The following is a 14,144-nucleotide window of genomic DNA, read 5'->3' as shown; positions in this document are numbered from 1 at the left end:
CCCTATCCACGCCATGCCTCACGTCGTCATCCTCTATACCGCCAACCTCGAACCGCAAACCGACATGGGCCAGTTGTGCCGCGGCCTGGCCGACACCATGCTCGCGCTGCATGCCGAGGACGGCGCCCGCGTTTTCCCCCAGGGCGGCACACGCGTCTATGCCTACCCGGCGCCGCATTCCGCCGTCTCGGATGGCGGCGCTGCCGGGCGGGCCGCAGGCGGTGATGGCGACTACGGCTTCATCTACATCAACCTGCGCATGGGCGCAGGCCGCAGCCCGGCCGTCCACAAGGCGGCCGGCGATGCCTTGCTGGGCTGTGCCAAAGCGCATCTGGCGCCGCTGTTCGCCGATGCCCGCAAGCACCTGGGCCTGACCGTGCAGATCGACGAGGCCCCGGGCCAGGTCTATGACGCCAAGCACAGCACGCTGCACCCCCTCTTTCCTCCTAGGTAATCCATGTTCTCCGACGAACTCCTGAATCAGCTCGCCCAAGAGCTGGACACCAGCGAAAAGACGCGCCAGCAGATCGAGCACTTCTCCAAGCGCTTTCCCGACATGACGGTCGCCGACGGCTACCGCGTGGCACGCACCTGGGTGCGCCAGCAGATCGCGGCCGGGCGCAAGGTGATAGGCCACAAGATCGGCCTGACCTCGCGCGCCATGCAAATCTCCAGCCAGATCGACGAGCCCGACTACGGCACCCTGCTCGACTCCATGCTCTACACCGCCACCCCAGGCGAAGTGCTGGACATTCCGGCGGACCGGTTCATCGCGCCACGCGTGGAGGTGGAGCTGGCCTTTGTGCTCAAGGCGCCGCTGCGCGGCCCGGGCCTCGAAGGCGGCAAGCAGATCACGCTGGACGATGTGCTCGCGGCCACCGACTATGTGACCCCGGCCATAGAGATCATCGACTCGCGCATAGAGCAGTTCGATCGCCACACCAAGGCCATGCGCAAGGTGTTCGACACCATCAGCGACAACGCGGCCAATGCCGGCATCGTGATCGGCGCGGACCGGGCCGCACCGCAGGCGCTGGACCTGCCCTGGTGCGGCGCCATTCTGCGCCTCAACGGCGCGGTCGAGGAAACCGGCCTGGCCGCGGGCGTACAAGGCCATCCCGCGATCGGTGTGGCCTGGCTGGCGAACAAGCTCGCGCCCTGGGGCGAGTCGCTGGAGGCTGGCCAGATCGTGCTCGCAGGCTCGTTCACACGCCCCGTACCCGCGAAGCCCCGAGATGTGTTCGAGGCCGATTACGGACCGCTGGGCACGCTGCGCTTTCGCCTTGTCTGAACCGGGCCGGGGCTGGCGCGCGAAGAAGCGCATCGCGCCGCCATGCGGCTGGCATGCAGGCGGCCTGCGGTACAGCAGGCACAATGCACCCTTTTTTTGTCCGTATGACCGAGCCCAGAATCCCTGCGGCGGACGAGCCCATGCGCTCCTTCGCACGCTCCCTGCCCATGGCCTTGCTCAAGGCCCGCGAGGCCGTCATGGCCCGCTTTCGCCCGCTGCTGCGCTCCCATGACCTGACCGAGCAGCAGTGGCGCGTGCTGCGTGCCATGTCGTCGTCGGGCACGCGCCTGCGGCCCATGGACCTGTCTCAGATGACCTTCATCAGCATGCCCAGCCTCTCGCGCCTGCTCAAGACGCTCGAAGGCCGTGCACTGATCAGCCGCAGCCGCGCCGTGCTCGACCAGCGCGGCACCGAGTTCGGTCTCACCGAAGAGGCCCATGCCATCCTGTCGCGCATAGGCCCGAGCTCCGAAGAGATCTATGCCGAGATCGAACAGCTGGTCGGCAGCGAGCAAGTCCAGCAGCTCTATCTTCTGCTGGCCCAGGCAGAGCAGCGCCTGGGATCGGCTGATCCTCTGGAATAGCGGCGGCTTCGGCCCGGCCTGCGGGCCCCTGCTCAGGCTCCGCTGCGCGCCGCTGCCAGGGCCCCGACCTCCTCGACCACAGCACGCAGTAGCTCATGGCGCGAGCCCAGGCCCAGCTTGGCCAGGGCGCGGTTGCGGTAGGTCACGACCGAGGTCAACGCCACGCCCAGGCCCTGGGCGGTTGCGGGCAGGGTCCGGGCCTGCACCATGGCCAGCAGAACCTGGCGCTCGCGATGGCTCAGGCGCACCCGCAGCCGGGATTCAAGCGCAAGAATGGCTTCCTCGGCGGCCACGCCGGCTGGCGGGCGGGCGCGCAGGCGCTGTACGGCCGCCTCTCCCACCCAGCGCGCGGTCTGCGACAGAAACGCCAGATCCCCGGAGGACATGGCCGCCGAGGCACGGTAAATGCCCACCATGAGGCTGTCGCGCTCGTTGATCGGCCGCACCACGGCAAAGCGCTGGCGCGTGTCCACCTCCTCGTAGCAGCGCAGCCGGTATTCATGGTCGTGGATGTCGCTGGCATTGTGGTGCAGCAGCATGGTGCGGCCCGCGTCCTCGCGGCTCAGGCGCAGTGCATGCTGCAGGCTCAGGTCGCGCTGGTAATAGCTGTCCGCATAGCTGCCGCCCACGCTGGGCACATGGTGACGCCCCGGAACCTGGGCATGGCCCATGAGCCAGGGCTGGCCGCCTGCGGGCAGCAGAAAGATCGCGCAGTTGATGGCCTCCACCTCCCCGCGCACCAGATTCAAAATCGCGCGCGGCAGCAGGCTGCTGTCGGGCTCGGTGATCGAGGCCAGCAGATCGGAAATTGCGGCCGGCTCCACCCTGAGCGAGCCGGTCTGCGGCTGAAGCGGCCAGATATGCATAGATCTCCAGATACCAGCAGGCAAAGTGCCATTGTCCTTGCTTCCAAGGACAGACAGAAGCTGCGGGGACTCCTAGGATGCAGGCTGCTTCACCCATACCAACAAAGATTTCCTGGAGACAACCGCATGAACCTGTCCCGACGACTTGTCTGCGCCGGCCTGCTCGCCGGCGGCCTGCCCGCTGCCTGGGCCCAGAGCGATAAATCCCTGCGCTGGATCGTGCCCTACCAGGCCGGTGGCGGCACCGACACCGTGGCCCGCCTGCTGGCCGATGAAATGCGCCACCAGCTCAAGCAGACCCTGGTCATAGACAACCGCCCCGGCGGGGCCACCAACATCGGCATGGAGGCCGTGCACCGCGCCACGCCCGACGGCAGCACCATAGGCACGGCGGACAACGCAGCCCTCATGGTCAACGAGCATTTGTTTGCCAAGCTCAGCTACCGTCCGGCCAAGGATTTCAGCTATATCGCCATGATGGTCAAGGTGCCGCTGGTGCTGGTCACGACCCAGCCCGTGCGCGACCTGCAGGGGCTGCTGGCCCAGGCCAAGGCCGCGTCCAGCCCCATGGGCTTTGCCTCGGCCGGCGTGGGCTCGCCCCACCACCTGGCCATGGAACTGCTCAAGCGCCGCAGCCAGGCACCTTTGGAGCATGTGGCCTATCGCGGCAGCTCTCAGGCCATTCCCGATCTGCTCAGCGGCCAGATCCAGGCCATGTTCCTGGAACTGCCCGTGGCCAAGCCTCTGATCGAGACCGGCAAGCTCAAGGCCATTGCCGTGGGCGGCGCCCAGCGCAGCGAGCTGCTCAAGAACGTGCCCACTGTGGCCGAGCAAGGCCTCTCCGGCTTCGATGCCTATGCGTTCCAGGGGCTGGTCGGCCCGGCCAGGATGAGCGCCGAGCAAACCACGCGCCTGCGCGAAGCCGTGCGCCAGGCCCTGCAAAGCCCGGCCGTGCTCGCGCGCTTTGCCGACATGGGGATAGAGCCCTGGTTCCTGGGCTCGGACGCGTTCTTTCAGCTGTGCCAGGAAGAGTCCCAACGCTGGGGCAAGCTGCTGCGCGAAGCCAAGATCCAGGTCAGCTGAGCGCTACCGCTCGCCTTTTTCACTGCCATCACCTTCCCATGACTGCCTTCCCTCCCCAACTCACGCTGTACTACAGCCCCAAGGCCTGCTCCCTGGCCGCGCACATCGCCCTGGAGGAATCGGGCCTGCCCTATGCGGCCAGCACGGTCAACATCCGTGCCCAGGACAACCGCCGCCCCGAATACCTGCAACTCAACCCCAGCGGCACCGTGCCGGCCCTGGGCATCGATGCCCAGGTGCTGACCGAGTCCCAGGCCATACTCACCTACATTGCCGACCTGGTGCCCGAGCGCAATCTGCTGCCACGCACCGGCACCCTGGCGCGCGCCCGCGCCCACCAGTGGATGAACCTGATCTCCAGCAGCCTGCACGTGGCCTATCGCGGCATCTTCCGCCCCCAGTCCTACGGCGGCGAATCACCCGAAGGCATGGCCGCCGTCAGCGCCCAGTCGCATCACAGCCTGACCAAGGTGATACAGACCGTGGAAGAGCGCCTGGGCGAGCAGCCCTATGCCCTGGGCGACAGCTTCAGCGTGGTCGACGCCTACCTGTTCGTGTTCTACCTCTGGAGCCATGATGAGCGCATACAGCAGGCCCTGCCCGCGCGCCCGCGCTGGCACGCGCTGGCCCAGCGCGTCTGGCAGCGCGAAAGCGTGCGCAAGGTGGTCCTGCGTGAGCGCGAGGTGCGCGCCTACGACCTGCCTGCGGGCTTTGCCCTCGACGCCCAGGAAACCAGCGCATGAGCCTGTACTACGTGCAAAAGGCGATCTACGAGCTCAACCGCAGCGACGAAGCGCTCGCCCACTGGCGGCGCGATGCCGCCAGCTACCTCGCCGACTTCGACCTCACGGACGAAGAGCGCATGGCCATGAGCACGCCCGACATCGGCCTGCTCTATGTGATGGGCGTCAACGGCCAGCTGCTCATGCACTTTGCGGCAGCGGCCGGCCAGGCATGGGATGCCTACCTCAACGCCATGCGCGAAGGCCTGCGCCTGCATGGCCCGGTGCGCGAAGGCGTCTACAAAACAGTGGGAGAAAAAGCATGAGTCTGGTATTTGCGGGCGTCTGCAGCCATGGCCCGGGCATCACGGCCCGCAGCGAGCGCGCAGCGCCCGAGAGCAAGCTCAAGATCGACGCGGCCTATGCGCGCATGCGCGAGGCCATACGCGCGGCCCGCCCCGATGCGCTGCTCGTGGTCTCGGCCGAGCATTTCGCGAACTTCTTCATGAACAACATGCCCTCGTTCGCCGTGGGCATGGCCGACTACTACGACGGCCCCATCGAAGATCCCGAGTGGCTGCGCATACCGCGCCGCCGCGTGCCCGGCGCCAAGGCGCTGGCGCGCGAACTGCTGGCCACCATGATGCAGGACGTGGACGTGGCCTTTTGCGAAGAGTGGAAGTTCGACCACGGCATGATGGTGCCCCTGCACCTGCTGCTGCCCGACAACGACCTCCCCGTCATCCCCGTGAACATCAACTGCCAGGCCGCGCCGCTGCCGCCGCTGGCGCGCGTCCATGCGCTGGGCCAGGCGATCCGCAAGGCCTGCGATGCCAGCGACAAGCGCATCGCCGTGCTGGGCACGGGCGGCATCTCGCACTGGCCGTGCACGCCGGATTCGGGGCGGATCAATGCGGACTGGGACCGGGAGTTTCTCGCCCGCTGGGCACGCAACGAGCGCAGCGCCCTGCTCGACTACACCGATGCCGACACCTACCGCGACGGCGGCCAGGGCGGCTTCGAGATCCGCACCTACATCGCCGTGGCGGCGGCTGCGGCCGAATGCCAGGGCGAGATCTGGTGCTACGAGCCCGTGCCCGCATTTGCCTGCGGCTGCACGGTGGCGGCCATGTCGATGGCCTAGACCCCTGGCCCGCTGTATCCGGGCTGCGGGCTGGGGCCTTGCGGCGCTCCTGAAAAAAGCATCTTGCTCATGAAGAATTGAAATGCCATACGACTTTGATCTGGTAGTCATAGGCGCGGGCTCGGGGGGCGTGCGCGCCAGCCGCGTCGCGGCCTCCCTCGGGGCCCGCGTGGCCGTGGTCGAGGCCGCAAGGCCCGGCGGCACCTGCGTCAACATGGGCTGCATTCCCAAGAAGCTTTTCAGCCATGCGGCCCGCTTCGGCCTGGGGCTGGAGGAAGCCCCGGGCTTTGGTTGGAGCCTGGAGCCCGCAGGCTTTGACTGGCCCACGCTGATCGCGGGCAAGAACCGCGAGATCCAGCGCCTCAACGGCATTTACGAACAGCTTCTGGCCCAGGCCGGCGTGCAGCTGATCGCGGGCCGCGCGCGCATCACCGGTCCCCACAGCGTGGCCGTGGGCGAGACCACGCTGAGCGCGCGCCACATCCTCGTGGCCACGGGCGGCCAGCCGCAGATGCCGGCCGTGCAAGGCCTGCAATGGGCGATCAGCTCGGACCAGGCCTTTGACCTGCCCGCGCTGCCGCGCCGCGTGGTCGTGGTCGGCGGCGGCTATATCGCCATGGAGTTCGCCTCCATCTTCAACGGCCTGGGCGCCCGGACCACGCTGGTGCACCGCAGCGCCCAGTTGCTGCGCCATTTCGACGATGAACTGGGCCAGGCGCTGGCGGCACGCATGCAGGATTCGGGCGTGCACATGCAGCTGGGCCGCGAGATCCGCGCCATCGCCAGGCAGGCCGATGGCACGCTGCACCTGCAACTCGACGACGACCAGACGCTGCACACCGACTGCCTGCTGTTCGCCACGGGCCGCACGCCCAACACCCAGGGCCTGGGCCTGCAGGAGGTGGGCGTGGAGCTCGACGGCAGCGGCGCCATCGTGGTCGATCAGGGCTTTACCACCCGCATTCCCTCCATCCATGCGGTGGGCGATGTCGTGGGCCGCATGGCGCTGACGCCCGTGGCCCTGGCCGAAGCCACGGCGCTGGCGCACCAGCTGTTCGGCGCGGGCGACAAGACCGCGCCCGACTATGCGCTCGTGCCCACGGCCGTGTTCTCCCATCCGAATGTGGCCACGGTCGGTCTGTCCGAAGCCCAGGCGCGCGCGCACCACGAACAGGTGCAGGTCTTCAAGTCCAGCTTCCGCCCGCTGACCAACCGGCTGGCCGAGAAAGCCCAGCCGGTCTTTCTCAAGCTCGTGGTGGGCGGGCCCGAGCAGCGCGTGCTCGGCGTGCACATGGTCGGCGACGAAGCCGGCGAGCTCATCCAGGGCTTTGCCGTGGCCTTGCAATGCCGCGCAACCAAGGCCCAGTTCGATGCCACGCTGGGCATACACCCCTCGGTGGCCGAAGAGTTCGTGACCATGCGCACGCCTGTGGGGTAAAGACTCGACGCGTCCAGCTTGCTATCAATACAGATGCTGCAAGCGCTGTATAGATATCGATTTCAGAGATAAATCATGTTGAAATCGAAGAGCAGCAAGCGCTTGCAGCTTTTATTTTGCTAGCGAATCTACACGCTGTTCAGGCTGGGCGAACTGCGCTCTTCAAGGCCGCTGCCAGCGTATTCAAGGCCTCTCTGCGCCTTCCGCCACGCTCACCCGCACGGATGCGGGTGTGCAGCATGACAGGCAGCCTGGGCAACGCGGGCAGGTCGAGCCAGGGGCCCACGTCCACAGCCCCCAACGGCAGCATGCGTGGTGCAATCGCTGCCACACCCAGGCCGGCCATCACGGCAGCGGCCACGGCAGCGACCCCTCCACCCACGAACACTTCACTCCAGGGCCTGTTGCAGGCATCCAGAAGCCCGGTCGCCATGGCACGTACACCGCAGGGCTGAGCCAGGTTGAGCAAAGGCAAGGGCTCGCCCATGCGCGGCTGCCAGCCAGGTGCCGCCAGCCAGGCAAACGGCTCCTCGGCAATCAGCTCACCGTCGCTGCGGCCCATGTCCAGCCGTACCACGACAGCATCGAGCTCTCGCCTGTCATAGCTTTGCAGCAGCTCGCCGGATGAGGCAAGGCGGATCTCCAGCAGAAGCTGTGGTGCATGGGCCGCCATGCGTGCAATCAGGGCCGGCAGGTCCGGCCCTGCCACATGGTCGCTCACGCCAAGGGCCAGCCGCTGGCGCTTGCCTGTAAACGAAGCCAGGGCACGCTCATGAACTGCAAGCAGCTCGCGCGCGTGTTCGAGAAAGGCCGCGCCCTGGAGCGACAGCTGCACATGGCGTGGCGTGCGCTCCAGCAGCCTGTGCCCCAGCCTGTCCTCAAGGCGCTTGAGCTTGAGGCTGACTGCGGCCTGGCTGGTGCCCATGGCCTCGGCCGTGAGCGTGAAACTGCCCAGGTCGGCAATGCGCACAAAGGCCTCGACCGCATCCAGATCCAAAGGGCGCTCAATCATTTCAAATACTTATCCATGAAATAAATATCCATATCTTATGGATATGAATAGCATGCATCCCGTCCTTCCAATGCTTTTCAAAGGAGATCGCATGCCGCTGGTCCACATCCATATGCGCGCCGGAAAATCCGAGGCCTACAAACAGGCCATCTTTGACAGCCTGTATCAGGCCTTGCACCAGACCTATACGGTACCCGAGGACGACGAATTCATGACGCTGACCGAGCATGAGCAAGCGAGCTTTCGCTACAGCCGCCGCTATCTGGGCGTGACACGCAGCGACGATCTGGTGCTGGTGCAGATCACCGTGAGCAACACTCGCCGCCTGGAGCAGAAAAAAGCCTTGTTCTCGCGCGCCACCGAGCTGCTGGGCCAAAGCCCTGGCCTCAGGCCCGAGGATGTCTTTATCAACCTCGTCGAAGTGGGCAAGGAAAACTGGTCCATGGGCATGGGGGTGGCGACCTATGTGTGAGAAGGCGATGTGAAGAGCCTCGCCCGCGGATCAGCGTCTAAACGTTTGCCGAGAGGGTGTATTCCTCCTGCCAGCGGGCCTTGATTTCCGGGCCTTCACAGGCCCCGAAACGCCCCCACCAGCCGCAGAACGAATCTACAGATGGAAGTCGCCCGCAGCCTCCGGCTGGTAGAGCACCTTGTCGATGCGGATCTGGCAGGTGCGGTGGGGCACGCGCAGGCTGAAGGCATCGCCTTCCTTGTAGCCCAGGATGGCGGTGCCGATATCGGAGAAGACCGAGAGCTTGCCCGCGCCGTCGTCCGCATCCTCGGGGTAGACCAGCGCGACTTCCAGCGCTTCGTCGTCCACCTGCAGCAAGGCCTTGGAGTTCATCGTGACCACGTCCTCGGCCACCTGCCGGGGATCGACGATGATGGCGCGCTCGATCTCGTGCTCCAGCTCGAAGATGTCCGGGCCTTGTTCGAGCTCGACCAGCCCTCTAAGCCGGGCCTGGTCGAGCTCGGTGATGTAGATCTCGGCAGCGTGCACTGCAGGGCTTTCGCGCAACAGCCGCAGATAGCGCTCCGAGCCCATGGCAAAAGACTTCATCGCCGGGGTCTCGCTCTCCAGCACAAAGCCGCTGCGCACAAAGGCCTTGATCGAGCGTGCATTGTCGGGGTGGATCTTGGCGATGAGTTTTTCGGCCCGCATGTCGAAGAAGGCGAGCTTCATGCCTTCGCGGATGGCACTGGCGCCCAGCCTTCGGCCCCAGTTGTCGCGCTGGCCTATGACCAGCACCATTTCGCAGTCCGCGCCGTTTTTCACGAGACGCACAAAGCCCACGGGCACATCGTGCCGGTCGTAGGCCATGAAGAAGCGCCCGCCCTGGTTGAACAAATGGGTCAGGATGGGCAGCTGGACCCGGCCGATGACCTGCTCTATGAAGCGCGAGACATGGCGCGAGTCGCTCAGGTAACGCGTCACGCCCTCGTCCTCCAGCCAGTCCATCAAAGTCAGCGCATTGGTCCGAGTGATCTCGGGGCACAGGGAAATGAAAGGCTTGTTCATCTTCACCCCATTGGGTTTCAAGTATGAAAGCCCTTCATGGCCTCGGCCATGACGGTTCTTTCGAAGAGCGCCCATTCTAAGGCGCTGCGTCAGCGCGTGGGTTCCGTGCGCTTTTCAGGCCGTGCTGCCGGCCGCATCCGCCAGGCATTCCACCAGCCGGCGGTTCAGCGCATGCTGCCCGGCCTGCCAGGCCGCCAGCGTGACGGCATCGATCTGTGTGTCCTGGCCGTCGCCGGCACTCATGAGGCGCTTCCACCAGGTCGCATAGCGCCAGGAGGACACGTCGCCCGTGATGTCGCTGCCCACGAGCTGGCCGGCCAGCGCATCGATGATGGCCAGCGCCTGCTCTTCCTGCATGCGGCCCTGATCCCAGTTGGTACGCACGACCTCGGAGTCGAACACGTCCTTGTCTATGCTCAGATAAGTGGGCTGGGGCTGTTCGCGCAGCATGGACTTGAGGGCCCGGCTCAGCTCGGCCAGGCTGGCGAAGTTGCGAAACCCTTGCTGGGCGCCGACGCGCGCGGCCCAGGCCGTGTTCACGCCGCAGCTCCAGTAACTGAGCTTGCCCGCGCGCAGCGGCGTCAGATAGTTTTCCCAGGCATGGGCGGGGCCTATGTCCTGCGAGGTGATCCCAGCCACATGCACATGGGAGACGGCCGGGTGCAAGGCCACGCGCCGCACCCAGGAGCCGCAGTGCACACCCCAGGGAAAGCGCATATTGTCCGGGTGGTTGTCGAGCACGATGACGCGCAGCGGGTGTGCGGCCGACAGGGCCTGGCGCGCAATGCAGCGCTCCACCAAAGGCCAGCTCAGGTGGTGGAAGTCGCCGCTGCCCATGAGCACCGTGCCATGGGCTGGCGGCAGCAAGGCATCGAGCTCGGTGCGAAATCTGTTGAAGCGCGCCAGCCCGCAGCCAAAGCGCACGGCCTCCTGCCAGTGCTGCAAGGGCAGGCGCAGCTCGCCGGCAAGCGCACCGACCGAGCCGTCCACATCAAGGACCACGGGATTCAGTTGTTTCGGCTCCATTGGCTATCGCTTTCAAAATGCCCGGCAAAACGCCGGCCCAGGGCGCGCAACAGCGGGTTGCGGATGAAGACGGCATGGCGCGTCAAGGTAAAGCTTGCGCCCAGTTGGGCCTTGACCTCGGGGTCGGTCCAGCCTGCGATGTAGTGCCGCAGACCGCGCTCCAGCGCGTACTCGAGGTTCACCATCCAGCTGACGAAGTAAAGATTGGCCTCGCGCGCAGCCGGGTAGGACAGGCCTATGTATTTGTCCACCAGATTGCCGCCATGCTCGAAGCACAGATTCCAGCCCAGCAGCGCCTGGCTTGCGGCATCACGGTATTCAAAGACCATGCCGCCATTGTTCGCGTCACGCAGCAGCGCCGCGAAGAAACCGCGCGTGAGCTTGTCGAAATGGATCTCGCTCTGCGCGTACACGGCTTCGAACAGGGCGTAGTAGGCATCGATGCGCGCCTCTTCGGCAAAGGCTGGGCCCGTGGGCACGCGCTCTATCTGCAGATCTGCGCGGCTTCTGAGCTTGCGCCGCAGATTGCTGCGCCAGCTTTTGGAGAGGCGGGCGAGGTATTCGTCCAGACTCCCAAAGTCCATGGGCACATAGGCCAGGGCCTGGCCTTCGAGCAGCAGAAAGCCGTTTTGCTCCAGCGCCTGGGCCAGCGCGCGGGCATGGGCGTTGTCCGCATCGCTGAGCAGGGGCGAATCCTGAGGCAGGTCCTTGACGATGGTGAGCAGGGTGCGGCCCGCGCATTGGCACAATGCATTGGCTTGCTCCTGGACGCCAGTGCCTTGTGGGAACAAGGCATATTCGCTGACCGTGGTGCCCACGAAGTCGGTGGTCAGGCGCAGGCGGCGGCTGAGCCATTGCCCGCCCGGAAAAGACAAAAGACGCGCCTTGAGCGCGTCGTCTGCGGTGGTCAGCAAATCGAACGGGGCCGTGAAAGCCGGTGCCGGCCAGTGCGGCAGCAGGGCGAATCCCTCGGGGGGATGGACGCTGAACTGCTGCAGCAGGCCAGAGGGTTCGAGCTGGTTGCGAAAGCTTTTGTGCTCCATCTAGCTCTTTTTGTATTTAGTTTCCTTATGCCCGCATCGCTCGTTGCACTTGAATTGGCGCAGCTCAACGTCAGGGACAGCGAGCAAGGGCCGCCCCGCAGCAAGGCTGTCGTCCCCCTCCCGAAGAGAGAGGGGGAAGGCGCGCAGCGCCTCAGGGGGAGCTTATTTTTTTGCTTTGCTCAGGAGCTGGTCGAGAAGCACCATAGCCTCGTCTATTTCAGGGCGCGTAATCATCAGCGACGGGGCGAAGGTGATCACGTTCTTGTAGTAGCCGCCCACGTCCAGCACCAGGCCGCGCTTTTGGCCCTGGTACTCGAGGCCGCCTTCGAGGCCTATGTCGACCATCTTGTCCAGCAAGGCCTTGTTGGGCGTGAAGCCATCCTCGGTGCAGATCTCGGCGCGCAGGGCCAGACCCAGGCCATCGACATCGCCGATTTCCTTGTGGCGTTTTTGCAGATCCTTGAGGCCCTCGAGGAAGTAGGCGCCCGATTCGCGCACCTGGCGGCCAAAGTCCATCTCGTGGGTCATTTTCATGACTTCCAGGCCCAGGGCCGTGCCCAGGGGGTTGGAGGCGAAGGTGGAGTGGGTAGAGCCCGGCGGGAACACCGTGGGGTTGATCAGCTCTTCGCGTGCCCACAGGCCGGACAGGGCATTGAGGCCATTGGTCAGCGCCTTGGCAAACACCAGTACGTCGGGCTTGACGCCGAAGTTCTCCACCGACCACAGCGTGCCCGTACGCCAGAAACCCATCTGGATTTCATCGACCACCATCAGCACGCCGTGATCGTCCAGCACCTTCTTGAGGCCCTTGAAGAAATTGGGCGGGGGCACCACGTAGCCGCCCGTGCCCTGGATGGGCTCGACATAGAAGGCCGCGTATTCGCACTGGCTGGTCTTGGGGTCCCAGATCGCGTGGTATTCGTTCTCAAACTTGCGCGCGAACTCGCGCACGATGGAGTCCGCATACTCTTCCGAGGTCATGCCCTTGGGACGGCGGAAGGGGTAGGGGAAGGGGATGAACTGTGCGCGGTCGCCAAAGTGGCCATAGCGGCGGCGATAGCGGTAGCTGGAGGTGATGCTGGAGGCGCCCAGTGTGCGGCCGTGGTAGCCACCTTCAAAGGCAAACATCAGGCTTTTGCCGCCGGTGGCATTGCGCACGACCTTGAGCGAGTCCTCGATGGCCTGGGCGCCGCCCACGTTGAAGTGCACGCGGCCGTCATTGCCCCATTTTTGCTTGGCATCTTCGGCGATGAACTTGGCCAGCTCGATCTTGGTGGGGTGCAGGTACTGGCTGGCGACCTGGGGCAGGGTCTGCAGCTGCTCGATCATCTTGGCCTCGAGCCGCTTGTTCTTGTAGCCGAAGTTCACGGCCGAATACCACATCTGCAGATCGAGGTAGGCCGTGCCTGCATCGTCGTACATATAGCTGCCTTCGCAGCCCGAGAAGATCTTCGGGGGATTGACGTAGTGGACGGTGTCCCCGAACGAGCAGTACTTGGCTTCGTCGGCCAGCAATTGAGCGTTATTGATCACAGCGAAAGGCTCCGGATATTCAGCCCGCCAGTGTGGTGTGCCAATCTTGCCGGGCTGTCGAGCCTTTGTGTGGGAATTGTGGAGATGCCCGGGGTCGCGCCAGACCAGGGCCTGCAGCGTCCCTGCTCAATCCTCCATGTCCTGCCCGCTGCCGGGCAGCACCAGCGTGCCCTCGCGCATGGCCTGCAGCAGCAGATGCGGGGTGGTGCAGATATGGGCTTCCAGGGCCAGGGCCGCACGTGCCTCCTGGCCGGCCATGGCGAGCTCGAAGATTTCCTTGTGCTCGGCGTGCACATCGCGCGTGAGCGCAGGCTGGCCCATGGCGTAGCAGCGATAGCGCTCTCCATGGCGCGCCAGCAGGCGCAATACCTTGATCGTCCAGGGCGAGGCATGGCCGGCCAGCAAGGCCTCGTGAAAGCGCACGTTCAAGGCCTCCCAGCGGCGCCGGTTGTCGCTGGACAGCGGCTGCTCGGCCGCAGACAGCTCTTCATAGCTGGCCTGCAATTGCGCGCGCCAGCCCGCATCGCCATGGCGTATGGATTCGCGCAGCGCATGGGTTTCGATGTGTACCCGCAGCCGGGTGATGTCCTGCAGATCGTCCATGGCGATGGTGGAGACGCGAAAGCCGCGCTGGCCTTCGGCCGTGACCAGGGCATCACTGACCAGGCGCGTCAGCGCTTCGCGCAAGGTGCCCGCACCGACCTCGTAGGCCTGGCGCAGATGCTCTATGCGCAGCTTGCTGCCAGGCAGCAAACGGCCTTCGACAATGTCGGTGCGCAGCCGGGCATAGGTTTGCTCGGTCAGGGTGCGCGATGCCTCGCCGCCGCTGGATTCGGCCTCGGGCAAGGCCGGGCATTGCATAAAGGATTTCTTGGCCAAGCGT

Annotated in this window: 16 protein-coding genes; 9 read left to right on the top strand and 7 right to left on the bottom strand. The window is 65.4% G+C overall.

Going from position 1 to position 14,144, the window contains the following annotated elements; all coding sequences use genetic code 11:
• Positions 1 to 13 precede the first annotated feature (13 nt).
• From G486_RS0104000 to hpaR, 3 genes are all read left to right on the top strand, one after another.
• On the top strand, positions 14 to 454 hold the full coding sequence (locus G486_RS0104000; RefSeq protein ID WP_027014370.1) for a 5-carboxymethyl-2-hydroxymuconate Delta-isomerase: 441 nt from the start codon (positions 14 to 16) through the stop codon (positions 452 to 454).
• A 3-nt stretch (positions 455 to 457) separates the two neighbouring features.
• Positions 458 to 1,291: a 2-oxo-hept-4-ene-1,7-dioate hydratase gene (gene hpaH / locus G486_RS0103995; RefSeq protein ID WP_027014369.1), complete on the top strand. Its 834-nt coding sequence runs from the start codon at positions 458 to 460 to the stop codon at positions 1,289 to 1,291.
• A gap of 104 nt (positions 1,292 to 1,395) precedes the next feature.
• Positions 1,396 to 1,875, top strand: a complete 480-nt coding sequence (gene hpaR, locus G486_RS0103990) for a homoprotocatechuate degradation operon regulator HpaR (RefSeq protein WP_027014368.1) — start codon at positions 1,396 to 1,398, stop codon at positions 1,873 to 1,875.
• 32 nt (positions 1,876 to 1,907) lie between these two features.
• On the opposite strand, the gene G486_RS0103985 is transcribed toward hpaR, so the two are convergent.
• Complete coding sequence (locus tag G486_RS0103985; RefSeq protein ID WP_027014367.1) at positions 1,908 to 2,741, bottom strand: helix-turn-helix transcriptional regulator; 834 nt, start codon at positions 2,739 to 2,741, stop codon at positions 1,908 to 1,910.
• A 126-nt stretch (positions 2,742 to 2,867) separates the two neighbouring features.
• Here G486_RS0103985 and G486_RS24245 point away from each other — a divergent pair, with 126 nt between their 5' ends.
• The 5 genes from G486_RS24245 (at position 2,868) to gorA (ending at position 7,128) form a co-directional block, all read left to right on the top strand.
• Positions 2,868 to 3,824, top strand: coding sequence for a Bug family tripartite tricarboxylate transporter substrate binding protein (locus tag G486_RS24245; protein ID WP_051303110.1), 957 nt, complete (start codon positions 2,868 to 2,870; stop codon positions 3,822 to 3,824).
• Positions 3,825 to 3,862: 38 nt separating this feature from the next.
• The gene (locus G486_RS21500) at positions 3,863 to 4,567 is read left to right on the top strand and encodes a glutathione S-transferase family protein (RefSeq protein WP_051303108.1); all 705 of its coding nucleotides are present in this window, start codon (positions 3,863 to 3,865) and stop codon (positions 4,565 to 4,567) included.
• The gene (locus G486_RS0103970) at positions 4,564 to 4,872 is read left to right on the top strand and encodes an aromatic ring-opening dioxygenase LigA (protein ID WP_027014365.1); all 309 of its coding nucleotides are present in this window, start codon (positions 4,564 to 4,566) and stop codon (positions 4,870 to 4,872) included. Before G486_RS21500 ends, G486_RS0103970 begins: the two co-directional genes overlap by 4 nt.
• Positions 4,869 to 5,690, top strand: coding sequence for a DODA-type extradiol aromatic ring-opening family dioxygenase (locus tag G486_RS0103965; protein WP_027014364.1), 822 nt, complete (start codon positions 4,869 to 4,871; stop codon positions 5,688 to 5,690). Before G486_RS0103970 ends, G486_RS0103965 begins: the two co-directional genes overlap by 4 nt.
• 82 nt (positions 5,691 to 5,772) lie before the next feature.
• Positions 5,773 to 7,128 (top strand): glutathione-disulfide reductase, encoded by a 1,356-nt coding sequence (gene gorA / locus G486_RS0103960; RefSeq protein WP_027014363.1) that lies wholly within the window; start codon positions 5,773 to 5,775, stop codon positions 7,126 to 7,128.
• Positions 7,129 to 7,267: 139 nt separating this feature from the next.
• Here the strand turns inward: gorA and G486_RS0103955 are convergent, their stop codons facing one another.
• Positions 7,268 to 8,140, bottom strand: coding sequence for a LysR family transcriptional regulator (locus G486_RS0103955; RefSeq protein WP_027014362.1), 873 nt, complete (start codon positions 8,138 to 8,140; stop codon positions 7,268 to 7,270).
• A gap of 91 nt (positions 8,141 to 8,231) precedes the next feature.
• Here G486_RS0103955 and G486_RS0103950 point away from each other — a divergent pair, with 91 nt between their 5' ends.
• The gene (locus G486_RS0103950) at positions 8,232 to 8,612 is read left to right on the top strand and encodes a tautomerase family protein (RefSeq protein ID WP_027014361.1); all 381 of its coding nucleotides are present in this window, start codon (positions 8,232 to 8,234) and stop codon (positions 8,610 to 8,612) included.
• A 135-nt stretch (positions 8,613 to 8,747) separates the two neighbouring features.
• Here G486_RS0103950 and G486_RS0103945 read toward each other — a convergent pair whose 3' ends face one another.
• The 5 genes from G486_RS0103945 to G486_RS0103925 form a co-directional block, all read right to left on the bottom strand.
• Positions 8,748 to 9,659: a bifunctional GNAT family N-acetyltransferase/nucleoside diphosphate kinase regulator gene (locus G486_RS0103945; protein WP_034386585.1), complete on the bottom strand. Its 912-nt coding sequence runs from the start codon at positions 9,657 to 9,659 to the stop codon at positions 8,748 to 8,750.
• 114 nt (positions 9,660 to 9,773) lie between these two features.
• Positions 9,774 to 10,685 (bottom strand): arginase family protein, encoded by a 912-nt coding sequence (locus G486_RS0103940; RefSeq protein WP_027014359.1) that lies wholly within the window; start codon positions 10,683 to 10,685, stop codon positions 9,774 to 9,776.
• The gene (locus G486_RS0103935; protein WP_027014358.1) at positions 10,667 to 11,728 is read right to left on the bottom strand and encodes a peptidogalycan biosysnthesis protein; all 1,062 of its coding nucleotides are present in this window, start codon (positions 11,726 to 11,728) and stop codon (positions 10,667 to 10,669) included. Before G486_RS0103935 ends, G486_RS0103940 begins: the two co-directional genes overlap by 19 nt.
• 162 nt (positions 11,729 to 11,890) lie before the next feature.
• Positions 11,891 to 13,261: an aspartate aminotransferase family protein gene (locus G486_RS0103930; RefSeq protein WP_027014357.1), complete on the bottom strand. Its 1,371-nt coding sequence runs from the start codon at positions 13,259 to 13,261 to the stop codon at positions 11,891 to 11,893.
• 126 nt (positions 13,262 to 13,387) lie between these two features.
• Positions 13,388 to 14,140 carry a GntR family transcriptional regulator gene (locus tag G486_RS0103925; RefSeq protein WP_027014356.1) on the bottom strand — a complete coding sequence of 251 codons (753 nt, stop codon included), beginning with the start codon at positions 14,138 to 14,140 and terminating at the stop codon, positions 13,388 to 13,390.
• Positions 14,141 to 14,144: the final 4 nt, after the last annotated feature.

The organism is Comamonas composti DSM 21721 (assembly GCF_000429845.1).
GTDB classification, from domain to species: Bacteria; Pseudomonadota; Gammaproteobacteria; order Burkholderiales; family Burkholderiaceae_C; genus Comamonas; species Comamonas composti.
Note: the sequence above shows the minus strand (reverse complement) of the source record. Positions and strands in the feature narration are given on the sequence as shown.

Excerpts from the sequence above, each read along its gene's own strand:
- G486_RS0103950 (WP_027014361.1), top strand. The coding sequence starts at position 8,232 with ATGCCGCTGGTCCACATCCATATGCGCGCCGGAAAATCCGAGGCCTAC.
- G486_RS0103940 (WP_027014359.1), bottom strand. The coding sequence starts at position 10,685 with ATGGAGCCGAAACAACTGAATCCCGTGGTCCTTGATGTGGACGGCTCG.
- G486_RS0104000 (WP_027014370.1), top strand. The coding sequence starts at position 14 with ATGCCTCACGTCGTCATCCTCTATACCGCCAACCTCGAACCGCAAACC.
- G486_RS0103970 (WP_027014365.1), top strand. The coding sequence starts at position 4,564 with ATGAGCCTGTACTACGTGCAAAAGGCGATCTACGAGCTCAACCGCAGC.
- G486_RS24245 (WP_051303110.1), top strand. The coding sequence starts at position 2,868 with ATGAACCTGTCCCGACGACTTGTCTGCGCCGGCCTGCTCGCCGGCGGC.
- G486_RS0103935 (WP_027014358.1), bottom strand. The coding sequence starts at position 11,728 with ATGGAGCACAAAAGCTTTCGCAACCAGCTCGAACCCTCTGGCCTGCTG.
- hpaH (WP_027014369.1), top strand. The coding sequence starts at position 458 with ATGTTCTCCGACGAACTCCTGAATCAGCTCGCCCAAGAGCTGGACACC.
- G486_RS0103965 (WP_027014364.1), top strand. The coding sequence starts at position 4,869 with ATGAGTCTGGTATTTGCGGGCGTCTGCAGCCATGGCCCGGGCATCACG.
- G486_RS0103955 (WP_027014362.1), bottom strand. The coding sequence starts at position 8,140 with ATGATTGAGCGCCCTTTGGATCTGGATGCGGTCGAGGCCTTTGTGCGC.
- G486_RS0103945 (WP_034386585.1), bottom strand. The coding sequence starts at position 9,659 with ATGAACAAGCCTTTCATTTCCCTGTGCCCCGAGATCACTCGGACCAAT.
- G486_RS21500 (WP_051303108.1), top strand. The coding sequence starts at position 3,863 with ATGACTGCCTTCCCTCCCCAACTCACGCTGTACTACAGCCCCAAGGCC.
- G486_RS0103985 (WP_027014367.1), bottom strand. The coding sequence starts at position 2,741 with ATGCATATCTGGCCGCTTCAGCCGCAGACCGGCTCGCTCAGGGTGGAG.
- hpaR (WP_027014368.1), top strand. The coding sequence starts at position 1,396 with ATGACCGAGCCCAGAATCCCTGCGGCGGACGAGCCCATGCGCTCCTTC.
- gorA (WP_027014363.1), top strand. The coding sequence starts at position 5,773 with ATGCCATACGACTTTGATCTGGTAGTCATAGGCGCGGGCTCGGGGGGC.